Raw genomic sequence first — 16,002 nt, 5'->3', positions numbered from 1 at the left:
TTACCTTTCCGGATTGCCAAACATCTGAACGGTCTCAAGCTCGCTCTTAATGACGCCAGCAAGCCGGCGCACGCCCTCCTCGATCCGCTCGGGAGTCGGATAGCAGAACGAAAGCCTCATATGATCAGAGCCCTGCCCGTCGGCATAGAAAGCCGTCCCGGACACGTAGGCCACCAAGTTGGTAGTCGCCCGCGGCAACATATCTTTCGCATCAATCCCGTCGGGAACCTTTACCCACGTGTAGAACCCGCCCTCCGGCACATTCCACGACGCTTGCGGCAAATACCGATCAAGCGCGGCCGTCATTGCATCCCGGCGCTCGCGATACATGGCACGATAATCCTTGATTTGCGCCATCCAGTCGTAGGTGCGCAAATATTCGGCTATCGACAGCTGCCCGACCTTCGTTGGCGAGAGCACCGCGTTTTCGTTCGCCAACGTAAGACGTTGCGTGACGGCGTAGTTCGCCAGCGCCCACCCCACACGGTAACCAGGGGCAAAAGTTTTGGAAAATGATCCAAGATAGATGACGCCGTCGGGATTAATAGTTTGTAGCGGGCTCATCGTCTGATCGTTAAAGCCGAGCATGCCATAGGGATTGTCTTCCAAAATCAACACATGGTGGCGTTCGCAAATCTCCACGATCTGCGGACGGCGCTCAGCGGACATGGACACACCGGCCGGGTTGTGGAAATTCGGCACGGTGTACAAAAACTTTACTTCGCGGCCCTCGTTAGCAAGCTTCGTCAGCGTGGCCTCCAACGCCTCCGGGATCAGCCCGTCCTTATCCAGCGGAACATGCACCACGTTTGCCTGATAAGCCCGGAAAACACCGAGGGCTCCCACATACGACGGCGCTTCAGCCACGATTACGTCGCCAGGATTAATGAAAATCTGCGTGATGATATCCAACGCTTGCTGCGAACCTGTGGTCACCGTGATGTCATCAGGATGTGCACGAATCCCCTCGGGTCGCATCACTTCCACGATCATCTCACGCAGTTCTTCTTCACCCTGGCCGCCACCGTATTGCAGCAGTTCAGGGCCGCGATCACGAATTAGGCGGGCGGTCATATCCGCCAAAAAATCGAGCGGTAGCCCGGCAATATTCGGCATGCCACCCGCAAGCGAGACCACCTCCGGGCGATTCGCCACCGCAAACAGCGAACGAGTCTCGGACTGTTTCATCCCGAGCGCCCGATCCGCGTAGCGATCAAACCACGGGTCAAGCCGAGTGCCCGAGCGTGTTGACGCATCGAGCTTCGAAGCAATCTTGGAATCAAACATTGGCGTCATCCTAGATAGGCTTCCACGTCGAGAGCAGCCTTGGCTCCACTTCCCGCGGCCGTGATTGCCTGCTGGTAGTAAGAATCGACGACGTCGCCACAGGCAAACACGCCAGGAATCGAGGTTGCTGTGGACGGCTCGGAGACGACGATATATCCGGCGTCGTCAAGCTCGAGCGCGCCGTCGAGAATCTTTGTGCGCGGCTCGTGACCGATCGCAACGAACATGCCAGACACGGGCAGGTCGCGGGTTTCGCCGGTCTGTGTATCACGCAGCGTGAGCGATTCGAGTTTGCCTTCGCCGTTAATTTTTTCCACAACCGAGTTCCAGTGCATCGTCACTTTGTCGTTAGCGAGCAGGCGATCAGCCATAATCTGCGAGGCGCGCAGCTCGTCACGGCGGTGGATAACATGCACGGTGGAACCGAACCGGGTCAAGAACAGCGCTTCAGTCACGGCTGAATCACCGCCGCCGATCACCGCGATTTCGCGGTCTTTGAAGAAGAAGCCGTCACAGGTGGCACAGTACGATACGCCCTTACCGGTGAAGAGTTCTTCGCCCTCGAGGCCGAGCTTTTTGTATTCGGAGCCGACGGCCAGGATAACCGCGCGCGTCCGATAGGTGTCCTGATCGGTACGGATCTCCTTGATGTCGCCGTCGAGTTTCAGTTCGACGGCGTCTTCGTAGCGCATGTCCGTACCGAAGCGGACAGCCTGCTCTTCGAATTTTTGCATGAGCTCCGGGCCCATAATGCCTTCAGGCCAGCCGGGAAAGTTTTCTACCTCAGTGGTGGTCATGAGCGCACCACCCGCGTCCATCGTGCCGGCGAGGAGAATTGGTTTGAGTCCGGCGCGTGCCGTGTAAATAGCGGCAGTCCATCCGGCAGGGCCGGAGCCTACGATGACGACGTCATGAATCATTCTATTTCACCTTGATCTCATTAACTATTAGCTGGTTTTCACCGGCGCCGTTCTTGGGAAGTTCAGTAATCCACATGATAAACGAACGAGTCTTCAGGGGCTCATTGAGCGTAAACGTGGTTTCGCCCGCTTGAAGCGTACCTTCGGCCACCACTTTGCCCGACGACGGCGCATCCGGCACCGTGTCACGAATTTGAATGTTTCCGCCCGTCGACTGGGTATCGAGCACGACCTCGCTGACCACGGCCTCGTCCTGCAACTCAATATGCAAGCCGATTCCCGACATCGGGGCCATTGACGCATTGACATACGTCCACGTCTTCCACTGGGTTCCCGGATTGCCATCGACGGCGTTACCCACCGACGACGGGTTATCCAACGTTGCCGGGTCAGTTCCGGCGATCATGCCAGCATCGGGGGAGACGAGGGTTGCCTGTGCGATCGCTGGCGGATTCGTGGGCTCAGGAGCTGGTGGCTCTGCCGGCTCGGCTGGTTCGGCAGGTTCAGTCTCTTCGCGCACAATATCGGAATCCGGATCCTGGAGTGTGACGGGATCGAAGGGCGCCGTGAGTGCCTTGATCGCGAAGAATCCGATGACCACCACCAGTATTCCAAAGAACGCCAACACGAAGCGGGAGGAATTGAGGGTGGGTTCTTCATCGGTGGCTTCAGGCGCAGCTACGGAAACGGCAGGCGCAGGTTCGGAAACTTTAGGCGCAGGTTCGGAAACTTCGGGAGCTACATCGATGGGCTCTTCCACTGTCTTAGGCGCAGCTTTGGGAACCTCGGTTAATGATGGCCACTCCACCTCAGATTTCAGTTGGTGGCGTTCGTCGATGTTAAGCCTGTCGTCGATAACGTCTTCGACTTGTTCGAGGGTGCTTGCAGGCTTAGGCAGCGCCGCCGAATCCAATGCAGGCCATTCGATTTTATTTGGCAGTTTGCCCCACGGGGTGAAACGTAGGCTGAGGTCGGCAGCGGAGGCCGCCCCGTCGCCGTCGCGTTCTTGGCGAAGTAGCCCGGCCATGGGGGTGTCGAGCTCGGCTGCTTCGGCGATGACGGCGTCGTGCTCATCGGCCTCGGGCATATCCCGGCCGAGCAACAGCGATGCGATTAACACGGTCAGTCCGCGTGCCTCGTCGCGTTCGAGCTTGACAGGATCGGCGTCGGTATCAATGCCAGCGAGCGCGGCGTGAACGCCAAGCCCGTCGAGGGTGACGTCGTCGCCAATATATATGCAGTGAGCGTTGACCTGCAGGTGGTGAACGCCGCGGCGGGACGCCTTCGCAATCACCCGAGTCACTTCGCCCATCACCACGTGCACAAGTTCGGCATTCGGCCGCCCGGTGAGATAGTCCGCCAGCGGTTTACCCTGCGGAATCTCAGACACGTAAGCCTTTTCTTCCGCCACAACTTGGAGAATGGGAACGAGATGAGGATCGACGATGAGGGCGGCACGGCGTGCGGCGTCGATGACGGCGTCGTCGTCCACCTTCATCACCCGCACTTGGCGCGAAAGCGCGGTATCACGGGCAATCCACGCGTCAGCGTTGCCCTTATATGGCTTTTCCAGTTCGAAGCGCCCAGCGATCATGTGCATTCCTTACTCTAGCTCCGCTTTGTGGCGGCAACGAAGTCATCGGGCTCAATAGGTTCGGAGCGGCGGCCATCACGGATCGACTTCACTACGCCAACCACGAATATTAGCCCTATTAGGCTCGCGATGATCACCGTTCCTGTACTCTCCCAATCTGCTCGCACTCTCACATGCAAGGTATCAGGGCTTCCCACCAGATCGCCTGCACTGTTCGTCACATATACCTTGGCATCGATATTGCCAGAACCGTGCGCTTCTACTGGAATCGACACGGTTGTTGTACCCGGCGGTAGTTCCGCTTCCACGGCCTCGGTGGCTACCAACCGGTTGTCGGGAGTATCAAGATGCACGGTCACCTTCGCCGGCTGGTTGAAACCGTTCGTGACGGGAATCGGCAGTTCGGAGCTTTCCGAGATCATATTAATTGGCGACGACGTCGTCACCGATATCGCGCTCAGCTGGTCGGGGGTGGGTGCGATCTGGGAAATCTGCTTGTTAAGGCCCACAGAATCCTCCCGCCATCTGGCACCCGTAAGGAAACTGGCCTGTTCGCGGGCTTTGGCACTGAGGTTGTCGCCGTCGGGGAAAATACTGCTCAGCGCGTCGAATTTAGCGAGTTCGGCATCGATCTTGTTGAGCGCGTCCGCGGTTAACGGCCCCGGCTCGGAGCGGTCAATAAATACTCGTTCGACCGGCGCCGGTTCGCCCGCGCTGATCTCGGTGAGCCCAACAGGTTCCACCCACGGGATGCTCAGTAATTCTTGTGCGGCGGCGAACTGTTCGTCAGTAGCGCCGCGTTCCAAGGCGACGACGATCGGGCGCGGATCGTTAGGGCGCTGGCGTTGGTGAACAGCCGACAGGGCCACGGTGACCTGCCGCCGATCCAATGCGTCTAGGTCAAGTTCGGCGTCGCCTGGTTCGGCCACGAACTTCCCGTTGATTGCCGAGCCGATCACGGAATGGGTGGCAATCGCCGGCGTGTGTTGATCGGGGAGCGTGGTGACCGCACTGGGCGTGTAGGTCAGTTGGCGTGCCGGCGGATAGACGGCGTCGGGAATGAGCACGTGCAAGCCTTTACTGGCGGCGACCTCTAACGATTCCAGTGAGGGCAAGCCGGCTGGGAGGAAGACGTCGTCGCCTTCCGGAATCTGATCGGCCCTCCCGGCATCCACGAGCGCTGCGATATCGGCGTCGTAGGGCGGCAACGCTAGCCGTTGCGCATGGGTCGGCTTATTGGTTTTGAGCATCGGATCAACGAGCAGAGTGAGGCCGGGGTAGTCGGCAAGGCTTTCGGCCTGCGAAGCTGTCGGCTCTTCCTGCCACAGCAGTTCGTTGATCGGAGACTGGTGAGATGACGTCACCGGCACAACCACCGTAGCGGGATAGGGGACGACGTCGTCGGGCGCCACCGTGATCATCGTACGATCCGAGGCCGTACTGCCCACGGCCCGCACCTCAATCCCGCGCGGACCCGAATCCCATGGCAGCTCCTCGCGGGGGATCGTGATCGTCGTCGTCAACGTGTCCCTCGCTGGAACGGTGTAGGTGCCGTCGGCATCGGCAATATGCCACGACGTCGTCACGTCGCTCATCCACGAATAGACGGACGTCGGCGAAATTGCCGTGCCAGCCTGCGCATACAGTTCGAAACCTTCCAAGTTGACCGGCTGTGAACTGTGGTTTCGGTATTCGACCGTGATCGTCAGATCCTCACCGGGGTCTAACGTGGGACCATCGGTGTCAATAATGGTGAGGGATTGGGCGTTCATTGCCAATGCTACGGCGAGTCCGATCATAGGTCCTCCCCGTAGAGCAAATTTTTCGCCATTCCGATGATTCGGCGCTCGTTGGGATAGGCCAGGCGTGAGGCGACGGCATCGAGCCTTACCCATTCGGCTTTTTCAGCTTCTTGGTCGGGATCGTTGTCAACAGTCAGCTCACCCGAGAGCGCTTCAAGGAGGAAGTGGTGGACGACCTTATGCACCCGCCTCTTGGAGTCAGAGAACCAGTAGTCGATGGACGATAGGTGGCCGAGCACCCTGCCGTAGATGCCGGTTTCTTCCGATACTTCCCGGATTGCTGCTTCCTCGGCCGTTTCATTGCCTTCAAGGTGACCTTTGGGTAGGCACCATTCAAGGCGCCCGGCGCGATTACGCCGTGCGATGACCGCAACATAGGCCTGCCCGTGGTGAACGGCCACCACGACACCGCCCGCCGACGTTTCGCTGACGACGGGCAAGTGTTGCCGCCGCGGACGCACCTGCTGACGCCTGCGGCGTGGCCCCTTATGATTCCTTGACATATATATCCACTGTAGTGATCTAAGCCTGAGGGTATGCTTTCGCCTTCACTTTTCTGGCACCCTTAAAGGGTGAACAAACGCGATATCACTTCCCGTCAGCTAAACCAGCGTGCCCAGCTTCTTGCTCAAGCACAGCGAACCTTGAATGAGTTGCCTCAGGCAATCCATGAACTGGGATCTATTTTCGCACGTTCTGGCCACGAATTGGCAATTGTTGGTGGACCTGTGCGAGATGCTTTTCTGGGTTTGCCTGTTCATGACTTTGATTTCACGACGTCGGCACGCCCGGATGAGACGCATGCCCTGCTTGACGAGTGGGGTGATTCGGTGTGGGACATCGGCAAGAAGTTCGGCACGATCGGCGCGGCTCGGGATGGGCTCGTGGTTGAAGTGACGACGTATCGGACGGAGAGTTATACGCCGTCGTCGCGTAAGCCCGATGTGTCCTATGGTGATTCTCTTGAGGGCGATCTGACGCGCCGGGATTTCACGGTGAACGCGATGGCCGTGCGGCTGCCGCAGATGGAGCTCGTGGATCCGACGGGTGGGCTGGACGATCTGCTTGATGGCGTGCTTGATACTCCCGCGCCGGCTTCTCAGTCGTTCGACGACGATCCGCTGCGCATCATGCGTGCCTGCCGGTTTGCCTCCCAGCTGGGCTTTTACGTGTCCGAGCCGGTGATGAAGGCGATGGGTACGATGGCGGCCCGGTTGGAGATCGTGTCGGTGGAGCGTATTCAGGCCGAGCTGGAACGGTTGATGATTGGCCGCAACCCGCGAGCCGGCCTGGAGCTCATGGTGGAAACCGGGGTTGCCGACGTCGTGCTTCCTGAACTGTCGGCGCTGCAGGAAACCGTGGACGAGCACGGCCGGCACAAGGACGTTTACGAGCACACGCTCACCGTGTTGGATCAGGCGATTGCCTTGGAGACCGACGAGGATGGTCCGGTGCCGCGCCCGGATTTCGTGTTGCGTTTCGCGGCGGTCATGCACGACGTCGGAAAGCCGGCGACTCGCGAGTTTCAGCCGGATGGGACGGTCACGTTCCACGCTCACGACATTGTGGGTGCGCGAATGACGGCGAAGCGGATGCGGCATTTGCGGTTTGATAAGGCGACGACGAAGGCCGTGTGCCGTTTGGTTGAACTTCACTTGCGCTTCCATGGCTATGGGGAGCAGCTGTGGAGTGATTCGGCGGTGCGCAGGTATGTGGCTGACGCGGGGCCGCTGCTCGAACGCTTGAATCGGCTGACTCGTGCCGATGTGACCACGCAGAATCGGCGTAAGGCACGCTGGTTGGCCGCTGGTATGGATGATTTGGAGCGGCGTATTGCCGAGCTGAAGAAACAGGAAGAGATTGATGCGATCCGTCCGGATTTGGACGGGAAGCAGATTATGGAAATTCTTGACCTGAAGCCGGGCCGCGAGGTTGGCGAAGCGCGGAACTACCTGTTGCAGGTGCGGATCGAGGAAGGTCCGTTGGGCGAGGAGGAGGCCACGAAGCGGCTGCTGCAGTGGTGGGAGAATCGTGAATAATCTGATTGAGCAGCTGCGGGCTGTTCTGCGGTATCCCAAGTATCGCAAGCTGCTGGCCGTGCGCCTGGTGTCGCAGGCTGGCGATGGCATGTTCCAGGTGGGGCTGGCCACGCTGTTTTTCTTTAATCCGCAAAACGCGACGACGGCCGGAGATGTGGCTGTGGCGTTCGCCGTCTTGCTGTTGCCGTTCACGGTGGTGGGGCCGTTTGCGGGGCCTTTGTTAGACCGGTGGAGCCGGCGGAACGTGTTGCATTATGCGAATTTGGTTCGTGCCGGGCTCACCGTGGTGCTTGCGGTGCTCGTGTATTTTTCGCACTGGTTGGTGTACGTGTTGGCGTTGGTGACGTTGGGCGTGAACAGGTTCTTGCTGTCTGGCCTGTCGGCTGGTCAGCCGCATACGTTGCCGAAGCACTTGTTGGTGATGGCGAATTCGATTACTCCGACGTTGGGTTCGGTGTCGGCGGCCGTGGGCGCGGCGGCTGGCTTAGTACTGAATTTCGCGAGCGAGGGCCTGCGTAACACGATTGCGTTGTTGTTGGCGGCGGTGCTGTTTACGGTTGCTGCCTTGTTGGCGTTGCGGCTGGGCGAGTGGGAGTTGGGCCCGGATGAGAAGCCGACGACGTCGTTGAGCGACGATTTTCGCCGCGTGCTTGGCCAGATGGGTGAAGCTGTAGGTTATTTGACCCGGCGCGGAACGCCTATGTATGGGCTGGGGATTATGGCGATTCACCGGTTTTTGTATGCGGTGAACTTTATTGCCTTGTTGTTGATTTCTCGTAATCTGCTGTCGGATCCGTTGGATGCTGAGGCTGGCTTGGCGACGTTTGCGCTGGTGGGCGGGATTTCGATCATCGGGAACGGCTTGGCGATCGTGTTGACGCCGACGATGTATAAGTGGGTTTCTCCGCCGCAGTGGATAATGGTGTGTTTGGGTTTGTCGGTGGTGTCGCAGGCGTTGTTGATTGTGACGTATCGTGCGCCGTTGATTTTTGTGTCGGCTGTGCTTCTTGGTTTGGGTGTGCAGGGTGCGAAGATTGCGGTGGATACGATTGTGCAGGCGGATACGGCGGATGCTTACCGTGGCCGCGCGTTTGCCTTGTACGACATGATGTACAACGCGGCATTTGTGGGTGCGGCGTTTTTGGCGGCGTTGACGTTGCCGGATACGGGCTGGTCGCCTGCCGTGTTCGCGGGGCTTACGGTTGCATATGTGTTGGCGGCTGCGTGGTATTGGCGCAAGATGAAAGCAATTGATTTTGAGCCGCGTGGGGTTTAGATGATAACTCTAAGATCTTAGGTTGCGACCACGAGTCTAAGTTATCGTCTTACCTTCGGGCGTGGTGAACACCCAGCCGTGTTCGTAGTGGGTGGCTGTGAGGTCGAGTTGGTGGATGAGCGCATGGTGGTACCAGCAGACGAGGACCATGTTGTTCAGATCCGTGGGACCTCCGCGTTCCCAATAGTGGGCATGATGTATTCGACATGCGGGGAACGGATGACTGCACCCGGGATATTGACAGTGTTTATCTCTCGCCCGGATTGCTCTGGCTTGGGCTGGACTGGCTAGTCGGGCTTGCCGCCCGAGATCGAGAACTTCGCTGCCCTGTCCGAATACGACGCGTGATATCTGCGAGTCCGCAATAATCGTTTGCAATTGCGCGGGTGATAGCGGAGTGCCATCATCGAGCCGCGCCGGTTCGAGGCCGGTGAAGAATTCTGCGCTTATGCCCGGCTTAATCTGACCGAGCTTGCGCCCGAGATCGGGGTGGATATTGGGGTGGATATTGGGGGGAATATCGTGTGCGCTAGATTCGGTTGCTGGAGCGCCGATCATGCCCGCTTCTCCATGCAACCGTGCCCCTTCTTCATGCAACTGCGCTTCTTCGTAGCGCGACTGTGCCACGGCGAGCGTTTCAACAGGGCAGTGTACGGACACGTGTGGGCTCGTGCGAGCTGAACCCTCGTAGACTCCCTCTTCCAATACTCGCGCGCAGAGTTCCACGAGGGCGTTGGCCTGAAGTTGGGCAGCCGTAACCTTCGGCGACTCCGAGTTAGCCGCAGAGTGCAAGGAAGCCTGCTGCTGTGAAGGTTGAAGATCATGCTGGAGCTGCGTGCTGCTATCGTCGGGACGAACACCATGGCCGCTTTGTTCGCTGGCAGGATTTTGCCCACTGCCCGCGTTCTGCGAGTTACGTAGGTTCGTGCGCGTGATCGCCTGAATCAGGTTGTAAACCACGGTGCCATTCAGGAGTGAGAGCCTGCCGTTAATGACGTAGTGATCCTGCTTTTGGAAAATATGCAGCTTTTCTTCGACGGTTTGCTGGAGAGTCTCCTCATTAGCCTGCCGTGGCGCCCATCGATATACCCATGCTTTAACTTGCTTGGCGAATTGGTGGGTGCTCATCGAGCGTGCCCATGCCAACAGGCGCCCTTCGCCGTGAGTAGGATCGCTCAGCTTTTGTTTCAACTCTGGCGTATTGATGTAGCGCCGCACGATATCTACGTGCTCCTCAGAAATGAGGCTCTCCCGTAGCGCTTGGCGAAACAGCGGGAAATCCTCCCGTAACGCCTGCGCCCGCTCCACTGTTTTGCGCGCCTGAATAAACCCGCCATTCGAAGTCTTCACTTCGAGCTGGGTAGGAGTGCGCGCACCAGATTCTTGAGGAACCTCGGCCTCGTCAATCACGACGAGGTCATAACGAATAGCCTTCAGGCGCCGCCATGCCGTATCCAAACGCTGCGACAGGTCGCCTTTAACCCGCGCATTCAACGACTGCATATCCATCCCAGCCAGCCCGTCCACAGTCTGTTCGAGGCTAGCGACAAGCTCATTTGCTCGAAGACCAAGCACGTCGGACGAGGCGGGTGATTCTAGATGCGCACTGACGGATTCCAGATGAGTGTCATCCAGATGAGTGTCATCCAGATGAGCGCCATCCGAATGCTCATCGCCCAGACGCGGGCCGCCCAGAGGATTTCCGGGACCACTGCTCGCAGCGTCATCCCGCGCGGTCATAGCGTTGAAACTCGCCACGCCGTCGTCAAACAACATCGCCACCGCCTCCTCTCCCGAGCCGAATCTTGGACTAATACCTTTCGAACTGCTCCCATCCTACCACAATCCGAACAGCCGTTCGATAAAATGTGGTGCGTTGCACGATTTTCTCCCATGTACAATCGCGCCGCACGTCACGCCCGATTCCGGGAACCACACCGCGCTTCCGCAGGGCCAATAGTCCCGATTCGCAAAAAACCAACCTCTTATGATGATCCAAAATCGGCAGCGACGTCACAGCGGCAACGACGCCACGCCACAGCAGCACTTCAGCACCAATAGGAAAGGCTGAATATGAATCGCGCGCACACTGAAAGCGACAGCCAGCACCCAGAACAGCACAGCAGCCAACACAGCCAACACACAAACCAGAACAACAGCCTGTGGCGCCAGCGCGGCTACCCGCAGTGGTTCACTGCGGACACGACGTTCACCCTCATGGGCGCGATCCACGGCTTCGTTATTTCGCTGCTCGTCATCGCGGAAACTGGCTCGGCGGCGCAGGCGGGAATCGTCACCTCAGCAGGCCTGCTAGCATCCGGCATCACGAGCTTCTTCGGCGGCTGGTACCAAGACCGCTTCGACCGCAAGAAAATCGCGATCTCGCACGGGTTACTCGGCGCATTCTGGTACGGCCTCGCGATCGTCCTCCTCATCACCGGCAACTTCACCTTCGTGTCGGCAATGATCCTGGCAATCGGGCTCGGGATCCGCTCAGGCCTCGGCGGAAACGTCACCGACGTCATGCTCCGTTCCTTCCTCCCTGCCAACATCCTTCCCAAGGCAATCTCCGTGGGCCAGGCGCGCGACGCCGTCGTCGAATTTACCGGCCCACCGATCGCCGGCTTTCTGCTCGGCGTCGGGAAAATTCTGCCCTACACGGTCAACGTCGCCTTGAGCCTCGTCGGTGCAATCGCAAGCTATTTGTTACCGGATTCGGTGGGCAAGCCGGCCGCGGCCAAAGCCAAAAACGACGTCAAGCCCAGCGACGACGCCACGCCCAACGACGAGGCCAACGCCGACGCCACCACCACCAAGACCCCCAAAGCCCGCTTCACGTTCGACGAACTGATCGCAGGTTTTAAAATCACGTTCTCGATGAGGTTCCTGCGCGTGCTCGCAACCTCGGGAAACCTCGCGTTTGCAGTGTTCAACGCGATGATCACGGTGTGCGTGTGGGAGACCGTCAAGATAGAAGGGAACGCGGGATTTGCAGGCTTCGTCAACACGGCGGTCGCGATAGGCGTGTTCGTGGGTGCCGTTGCCGCAAGCAAGCTCACCCAAAAGGCGCACGGCGGCGCGATCGTGGTTCTCGCCTACGCACTTCCGCTGCTCTCCACTGTTTTGATGGGCGCGTTCGACTCCACCTACGGCCGAATCGCAGCCCTGCTACCCGCAATGCTCCTCTTGCCCGCGGGCAGCGCGGCCATGGGGTCGATCCAGATGCTCGTCGTCCCCGACGCCAAGCTCGGCCGCATGTTCTCCGCCATCGGCGTTGTGGAACTGGCGCTCAGCTCGGCCGTGTTTTCCGCCGTCGGCTTCCTCTACGAACACCTCGGATATACGACGACGATCGCGCTCGGCTCCGCATTCATGGCCCTCTGCCTCGCCCACATCGTAAGCGTTCGCGACATCCGCCAAATTCCGAAGGCCGCCGACTACGAAGAGTATGCCGCCACGATCACGCAATAACGCATCACGCCGTGGCGCTCCACTCGCTCGACGGCGTCTACACACGCCCGTTGGCGACCATAGGCGCGCTGTATGACCGTGGTGCTATTCCGCCCGCGTACTATCGTGAGATGATAGGCGCATGACGAACCAGGAGTCTTCCCAAACAACTCCCGAGGTGGCAGCCCCGGCGGATACAGCCACGTCGGGTTTCCAGATTTTGCTCGTGCTCGGCCTGCTGACCCTGCTCGGTGCGGGCCTGCACTTTATCTCGCCGGTGTTCACGCCGATCTTCCTGGCGCTCACGCTCGTGTTGGCGGTGCGCCCGGTGGGTCAGGTGATGATCCGCAAGGGCGCCCCGGCGTGGTTGGCTGCGCTCGTGGTGATAATCGTGCTCATCGTCGTCGTGTTCGGAATCGTGGGCGTCACGGTGCTGCTGCTCACGCCCGTTCCGCAAACTCTGATGAACTACGCCGGCAATTTCGAAGCCACCACTACTCAGTTCCTCAACTGGCTTGCAGAACGCGGCGTGGAAACCGTTGATCTTTCCACATATATCGACCAGATCAACTTCAACTCGATCATTAGCCTCGCGTGGGATCTGGTTGACCGGATGTCGTCGATTGGCGGACTGATTGCGATCATCGTGGTTGCCGCGTTCTTCATTACGATTGACACGACCATCATGAAAAGCCGCCGAGCACTCATAAACAAGCGGCATTCGAACCTTGGTCAAGCGCTCGCCGATTTCGAACGCCGCGTGCGCTCGTACTGGGTAGTCTCCACCGTGTTCGGTCTGATCGTGGCGGTCATCGACGGTTTCGCACTGCAAGTGATGGGCGTACCGCTGGCATGGACGTGGGCGTACTGGGCGTTCGTCACCAACTACATCCCCAACATCGGCTTTGTCATCGGCGTCATTCCGCCGATGGCGATGGCGCTGCTGGATCAGGGCTGGCAGTCGATGGTGTGGGTGCTCGTGCTCTATTCGGTGATTAACGTGGTCATCCAAACGTTTATCCAGCCGAAGTTTACTGGCGACGCCGTCGGGCTGTCGCCTACCGTCACGTTCATTTCGCTCGCGTTGTGGACGAGCATCGTCGGCATTCTCGGGTCGATCCTGGCCGTGCCGCTGACGCTGTTCTTCAAGGCTCTACTTGTGGATTCTGATCCGCGGGCACGCTGGCTTGACGCCTTCCTCATCTCCGAAGAACATATCGAACGTAAAGAAGAACAGGGGCTCTATAGCCTTCCAGCCGCAGAAGAATCGACCGCGAAGACCCGGCGCAAGTCGAGTCTCAGATCGCGCGCCCAACGGGCGAAGAAGACAAAAGCGGCTAAAGAAGTGAGTTATCATGACGAAGAATAAAAAACGCGGCCGCGGCTATCCCCGGCAGGGCATGGGTCCGATCCGGCGGTGGCTGCCCTCGTGGCGGGTTGTGCTGGGAACATTCCTTACGCTCGTCGCCATGGGTATCGGCGCCCTCGTTGGCCTGTACGTCACCACGGACATTCCGGAAGCCGACGAGTTTGCGCTCGCGCAGAAGACCACCGTCTATTACGAAGACGGCACCACCGAACTCGGCCAGTATTCGGAGCTCAACAGGTCGTCGGTTCCGCTCGATCAGATTTCGCCGAGCCTGCAGCATGCTGTCATCGCCTCGGAGGATGCCTCGTTCTACGAAAACTCTGGCATCGACCTGCGCGGAATTGCCCGCGCGTTTTGGAACAACGTCCAGGGCAAGCCGCTGCAGGGTGGATCTACGCTCACCCAGCAGTACGCCGAACGTTATTACATGGGTACGACGACGTCGATCCCCGGCAAAATCAAAGAAGCCATCCTGGCAATCAAGATTGATCAGACCCAGTCGAAGGAAGAGATCCTCGAAAACTATCTGAACACGATTTACTTCGGCCGTGGCGCCTACGGTATTGAGGCGGCGGCACAGGCATATTTCGGGATTCCAGCTGCGAACCTTGACCTTTCTCAGTCGGCCATGTTGGCCGGGATTATTCCTGCGCCGTCCGCGTGGGATCCTGCCGTTGATCCGGACCGGGCAAACGAGCGGTTTGAACGCGTTCTCGGACTCATGGTTGACGAGGAATGGATTACGCAGGCTGAGGCGGATGCGGCGTCGTTCCCGAACGTCCAACCCGTGACGCAAAACAATAGTTTTTCGGGCACGAACGGCTATCTGCTGGATTCGGTGCGCTCCGAACTGTTGGCAAACGGGTTCACCGAACAAGAACTGGCCACGGCCGGGTTCCAAATCGTCACCACGATTGATGAAGAGAAGCAGCAAGCCGCCGTCGACGCCGTCGCCGGACTTCCCGAGGATAGGCCGGATAATAACCATGTTGGCCTGCTTTCCGTCGATCCGCGCAACGGGGAAATCTACGCCATGTATGGCGGCGCCGACTATCTGGAACGCCAGCGCAACTCGGCCACGCAAGACCGCGCGCAGGGTGGGTCCACGTTCAAAATGTTCGGCGTGGTGGAAGCCCTCGATCAGGGTATTTCCCCAGATAAACGCTACGACGCCCCCGCCCAATACACGGTGGGTAACCCGGGTGGCAGCCAAATCGTGTTCAACAACGTTGACGAGCGAAGCTACCCCAACGTGACGGTCCGCGACATGACCGCCAGGTCGCTCAACACGAGCTTCATCAAGCTCAACGAAGAGATCGGCCCACATAATACGAAGGAGATGGCGATCAAGCTCGGCCTGAGTGAGGATACGCCAGGTTTGGACGACGGCGTCGGCAACGTTTTGGGTTCGGCGTCCCCGAATGGGGTGGAGATGGCGACGGCGTTTGGCACACTTGCGAACGACGGCGAACGGGTCACCCCGCATATTGTGCGCGAGGTGCGTGACCGGGACGGCAACCGAATCTACACCGGCGACACCACGGCCAAGCGCGCGATCAGCGCCGAGACCGCGCAGTTGGCGACCGACGTCCTGCAAGGCACACTCAAGTCAGGTGGCACGGCGGCCGAGCACGCCCTGCCGGACCGCCCGGCTGCGGGTAAGACGGGCACGTCGTCGGGTCCCATGTCCGCATGGTTTGCGGCTTACGTGCCGCAGATGGTCACGGTGGTCAACATGTATGCGATTGCCGACGACGGTTCGGAGGCCATCGTTGAACCCTTCGGTGGCGTCTACCAGGTGGCCGGCGGTAATTTCCCCGCCCAGGTATGGCACGACTACATGGTGGCCGCGACCGAGGATATGGACGTGATCGAGTTCGCCGACGTGAGCAAGCTGCTTGCCGAGCGGGCTCCCGCACCTGCCCCGGTGCCGACTCAAAGCCCGAGTCCGTCAGAGAGTCCGAGCCCGACGCCGTCGCCCACACCGTCCGAACCGGCACCTGAACCGGAACCAGAGCCAGCTCCCGCGCCTCAGCCAACACCAGCGCCTGCACCGGCACCGGCACCCCCACCGCCGGCGGATGACCAGCAACCACCACCCAATGAACCCGAACCTGAGGCCGACGGAGCCGGCTAGTGCGGTGTGGCCAATCCCGCACGAAAGCACGGCAAAAAGTGGGATAAGCTTAGGTGCTATCTACCAAACCAGTGCGAATCTCCACACGAGATTGCGGGGGTGGTAGAGCATGACCCTCCTGTCACGGA

11 protein-coding genes are annotated in these 16,002 nt (G+C 59.3%); 5 read left to right on the top strand and 6 right to left on the bottom strand.

Annotation, left to right across the window (positions count from 1 at the left end):
- From EL234_RS05175 to EL234_RS05155, 5 genes are read right to left on the bottom strand one after another with little or no spacing between them, the layout of a single operon-like run.
- Positions 1-1,287, bottom strand: a complete 1,287-nt coding sequence (locus tag EL234_RS05175) for an aminotransferase-like domain-containing protein (protein ID WP_197718414.1) — start codon at positions 1,285-1,287, stop codon at positions 1-3.
- 5 nt (positions 1,288-1,292) lie between these two features.
- Positions 1,293-2,207, bottom strand: coding sequence for a thioredoxin-disulfide reductase (gene trxB / locus EL234_RS05170; protein WP_126416459.1), 915 nt, complete (start codon positions 2,205-2,207; stop codon positions 1,293-1,295).
- Position 2,208: 1 nt separating this feature from the next.
- A complete protein-coding gene (locus tag EL234_RS05165; protein WP_126416458.1) occupies positions 2,209-3,801 on the bottom strand; it encodes a protein kinase family protein in 1,593 nt (530 codons plus the stop codon).
- Between the two features lie 14 nt (positions 3,802-3,815).
- Positions 3,816-5,600, bottom strand: coding sequence for a DUF6049 family protein (locus EL234_RS05160; RefSeq protein ID WP_126416457.1), 1,785 nt, complete (start codon positions 5,598-5,600; stop codon positions 3,816-3,818).
- A complete protein-coding gene (locus EL234_RS05155; protein ID WP_126416456.1) occupies positions 5,597-6,106 on the bottom strand; it encodes an NUDIX hydrolase in 510 nt (169 codons plus the stop codon). The genes EL234_RS05160 and EL234_RS05155 overlap by 4 nt, the downstream gene beginning before the upstream one ends.
- Positions 6,107-6,175: 69 nt before the next feature.
- Here EL234_RS05155 and EL234_RS05150 point away from each other — a divergent pair, with 69 nt between their 5' ends.
- Together EL234_RS05150 and EL234_RS05145 are read left to right on the top strand one after the other, a co-directional pair.
- Positions 6,176-7,642 (top strand): CCA tRNA nucleotidyltransferase, encoded by a 1,467-nt coding sequence (locus EL234_RS05150; RefSeq protein ID WP_197718413.1) that lies wholly within the window; start codon positions 6,176-6,178, stop codon positions 7,640-7,642.
- Positions 7,635-8,918, top strand: coding sequence for an MFS transporter (locus EL234_RS05145; RefSeq protein WP_197718412.1), 1,284 nt, complete (start codon positions 7,635-7,637; stop codon positions 8,916-8,918). Before EL234_RS05150 ends, EL234_RS05145 begins: the two co-directional genes overlap by 8 nt.
- A gap of 36 nt (positions 8,919-8,954) precedes the next feature.
- Here EL234_RS05145 and EL234_RS05140 read toward each other — a convergent pair whose 3' ends face one another.
- Complete coding sequence (locus EL234_RS05140; RefSeq protein ID WP_241969112.1) at positions 8,955-10,694, bottom strand: HNH endonuclease signature motif containing protein; 1,740 nt, start codon at positions 10,692-10,694, stop codon at positions 8,955-8,957.
- Positions 10,695-10,991: 297 nt separating this feature from the next.
- On the opposite strand from EL234_RS05140, the gene EL234_RS05135 reads away from it, so the two are divergent.
- The 3 genes from EL234_RS05135 (at position 10,992) to EL234_RS05125 (ending at position 15,874) form a co-directional block, all read left to right on the top strand.
- Complete coding sequence (locus EL234_RS05135) at positions 10,992-12,389, top strand: MFS transporter (protein ID WP_126416454.1); 1,398 nt, start codon at positions 10,992-10,994, stop codon at positions 12,387-12,389.
- A 121-nt stretch (positions 12,390-12,510) separates the two neighbouring features.
- Complete coding sequence (locus tag EL234_RS05130) at positions 12,511-13,737, top strand: AI-2E family transporter (RefSeq protein ID WP_126416453.1); 1,227 nt, start codon at positions 12,511-12,513, stop codon at positions 13,735-13,737.
- Entirely contained in the window at positions 13,724-15,874 is a 2,151-nt protein-coding gene (locus EL234_RS05125) for a transglycosylase domain-containing protein (protein ID WP_126416452.1), read from the top strand. The genes EL234_RS05130 and EL234_RS05125 overlap by 14 nt, the downstream gene beginning before the upstream one ends.
- Positions 15,875-16,002: the final 128 nt, after the last annotated feature.

The sequence above is a fragment of the Trueperella bialowiezensis genome (assembly GCF_900637955.1).
Classification (GTDB): domain Bacteria; phylum Actinomycetota; class Actinomycetes; order Actinomycetales; family Actinomycetaceae; genus Trueperella; species Trueperella bialowiezensis.
Note: the sequence above shows the minus strand (reverse complement) of the source record. Positions and strands in the feature narration are given on the sequence as shown.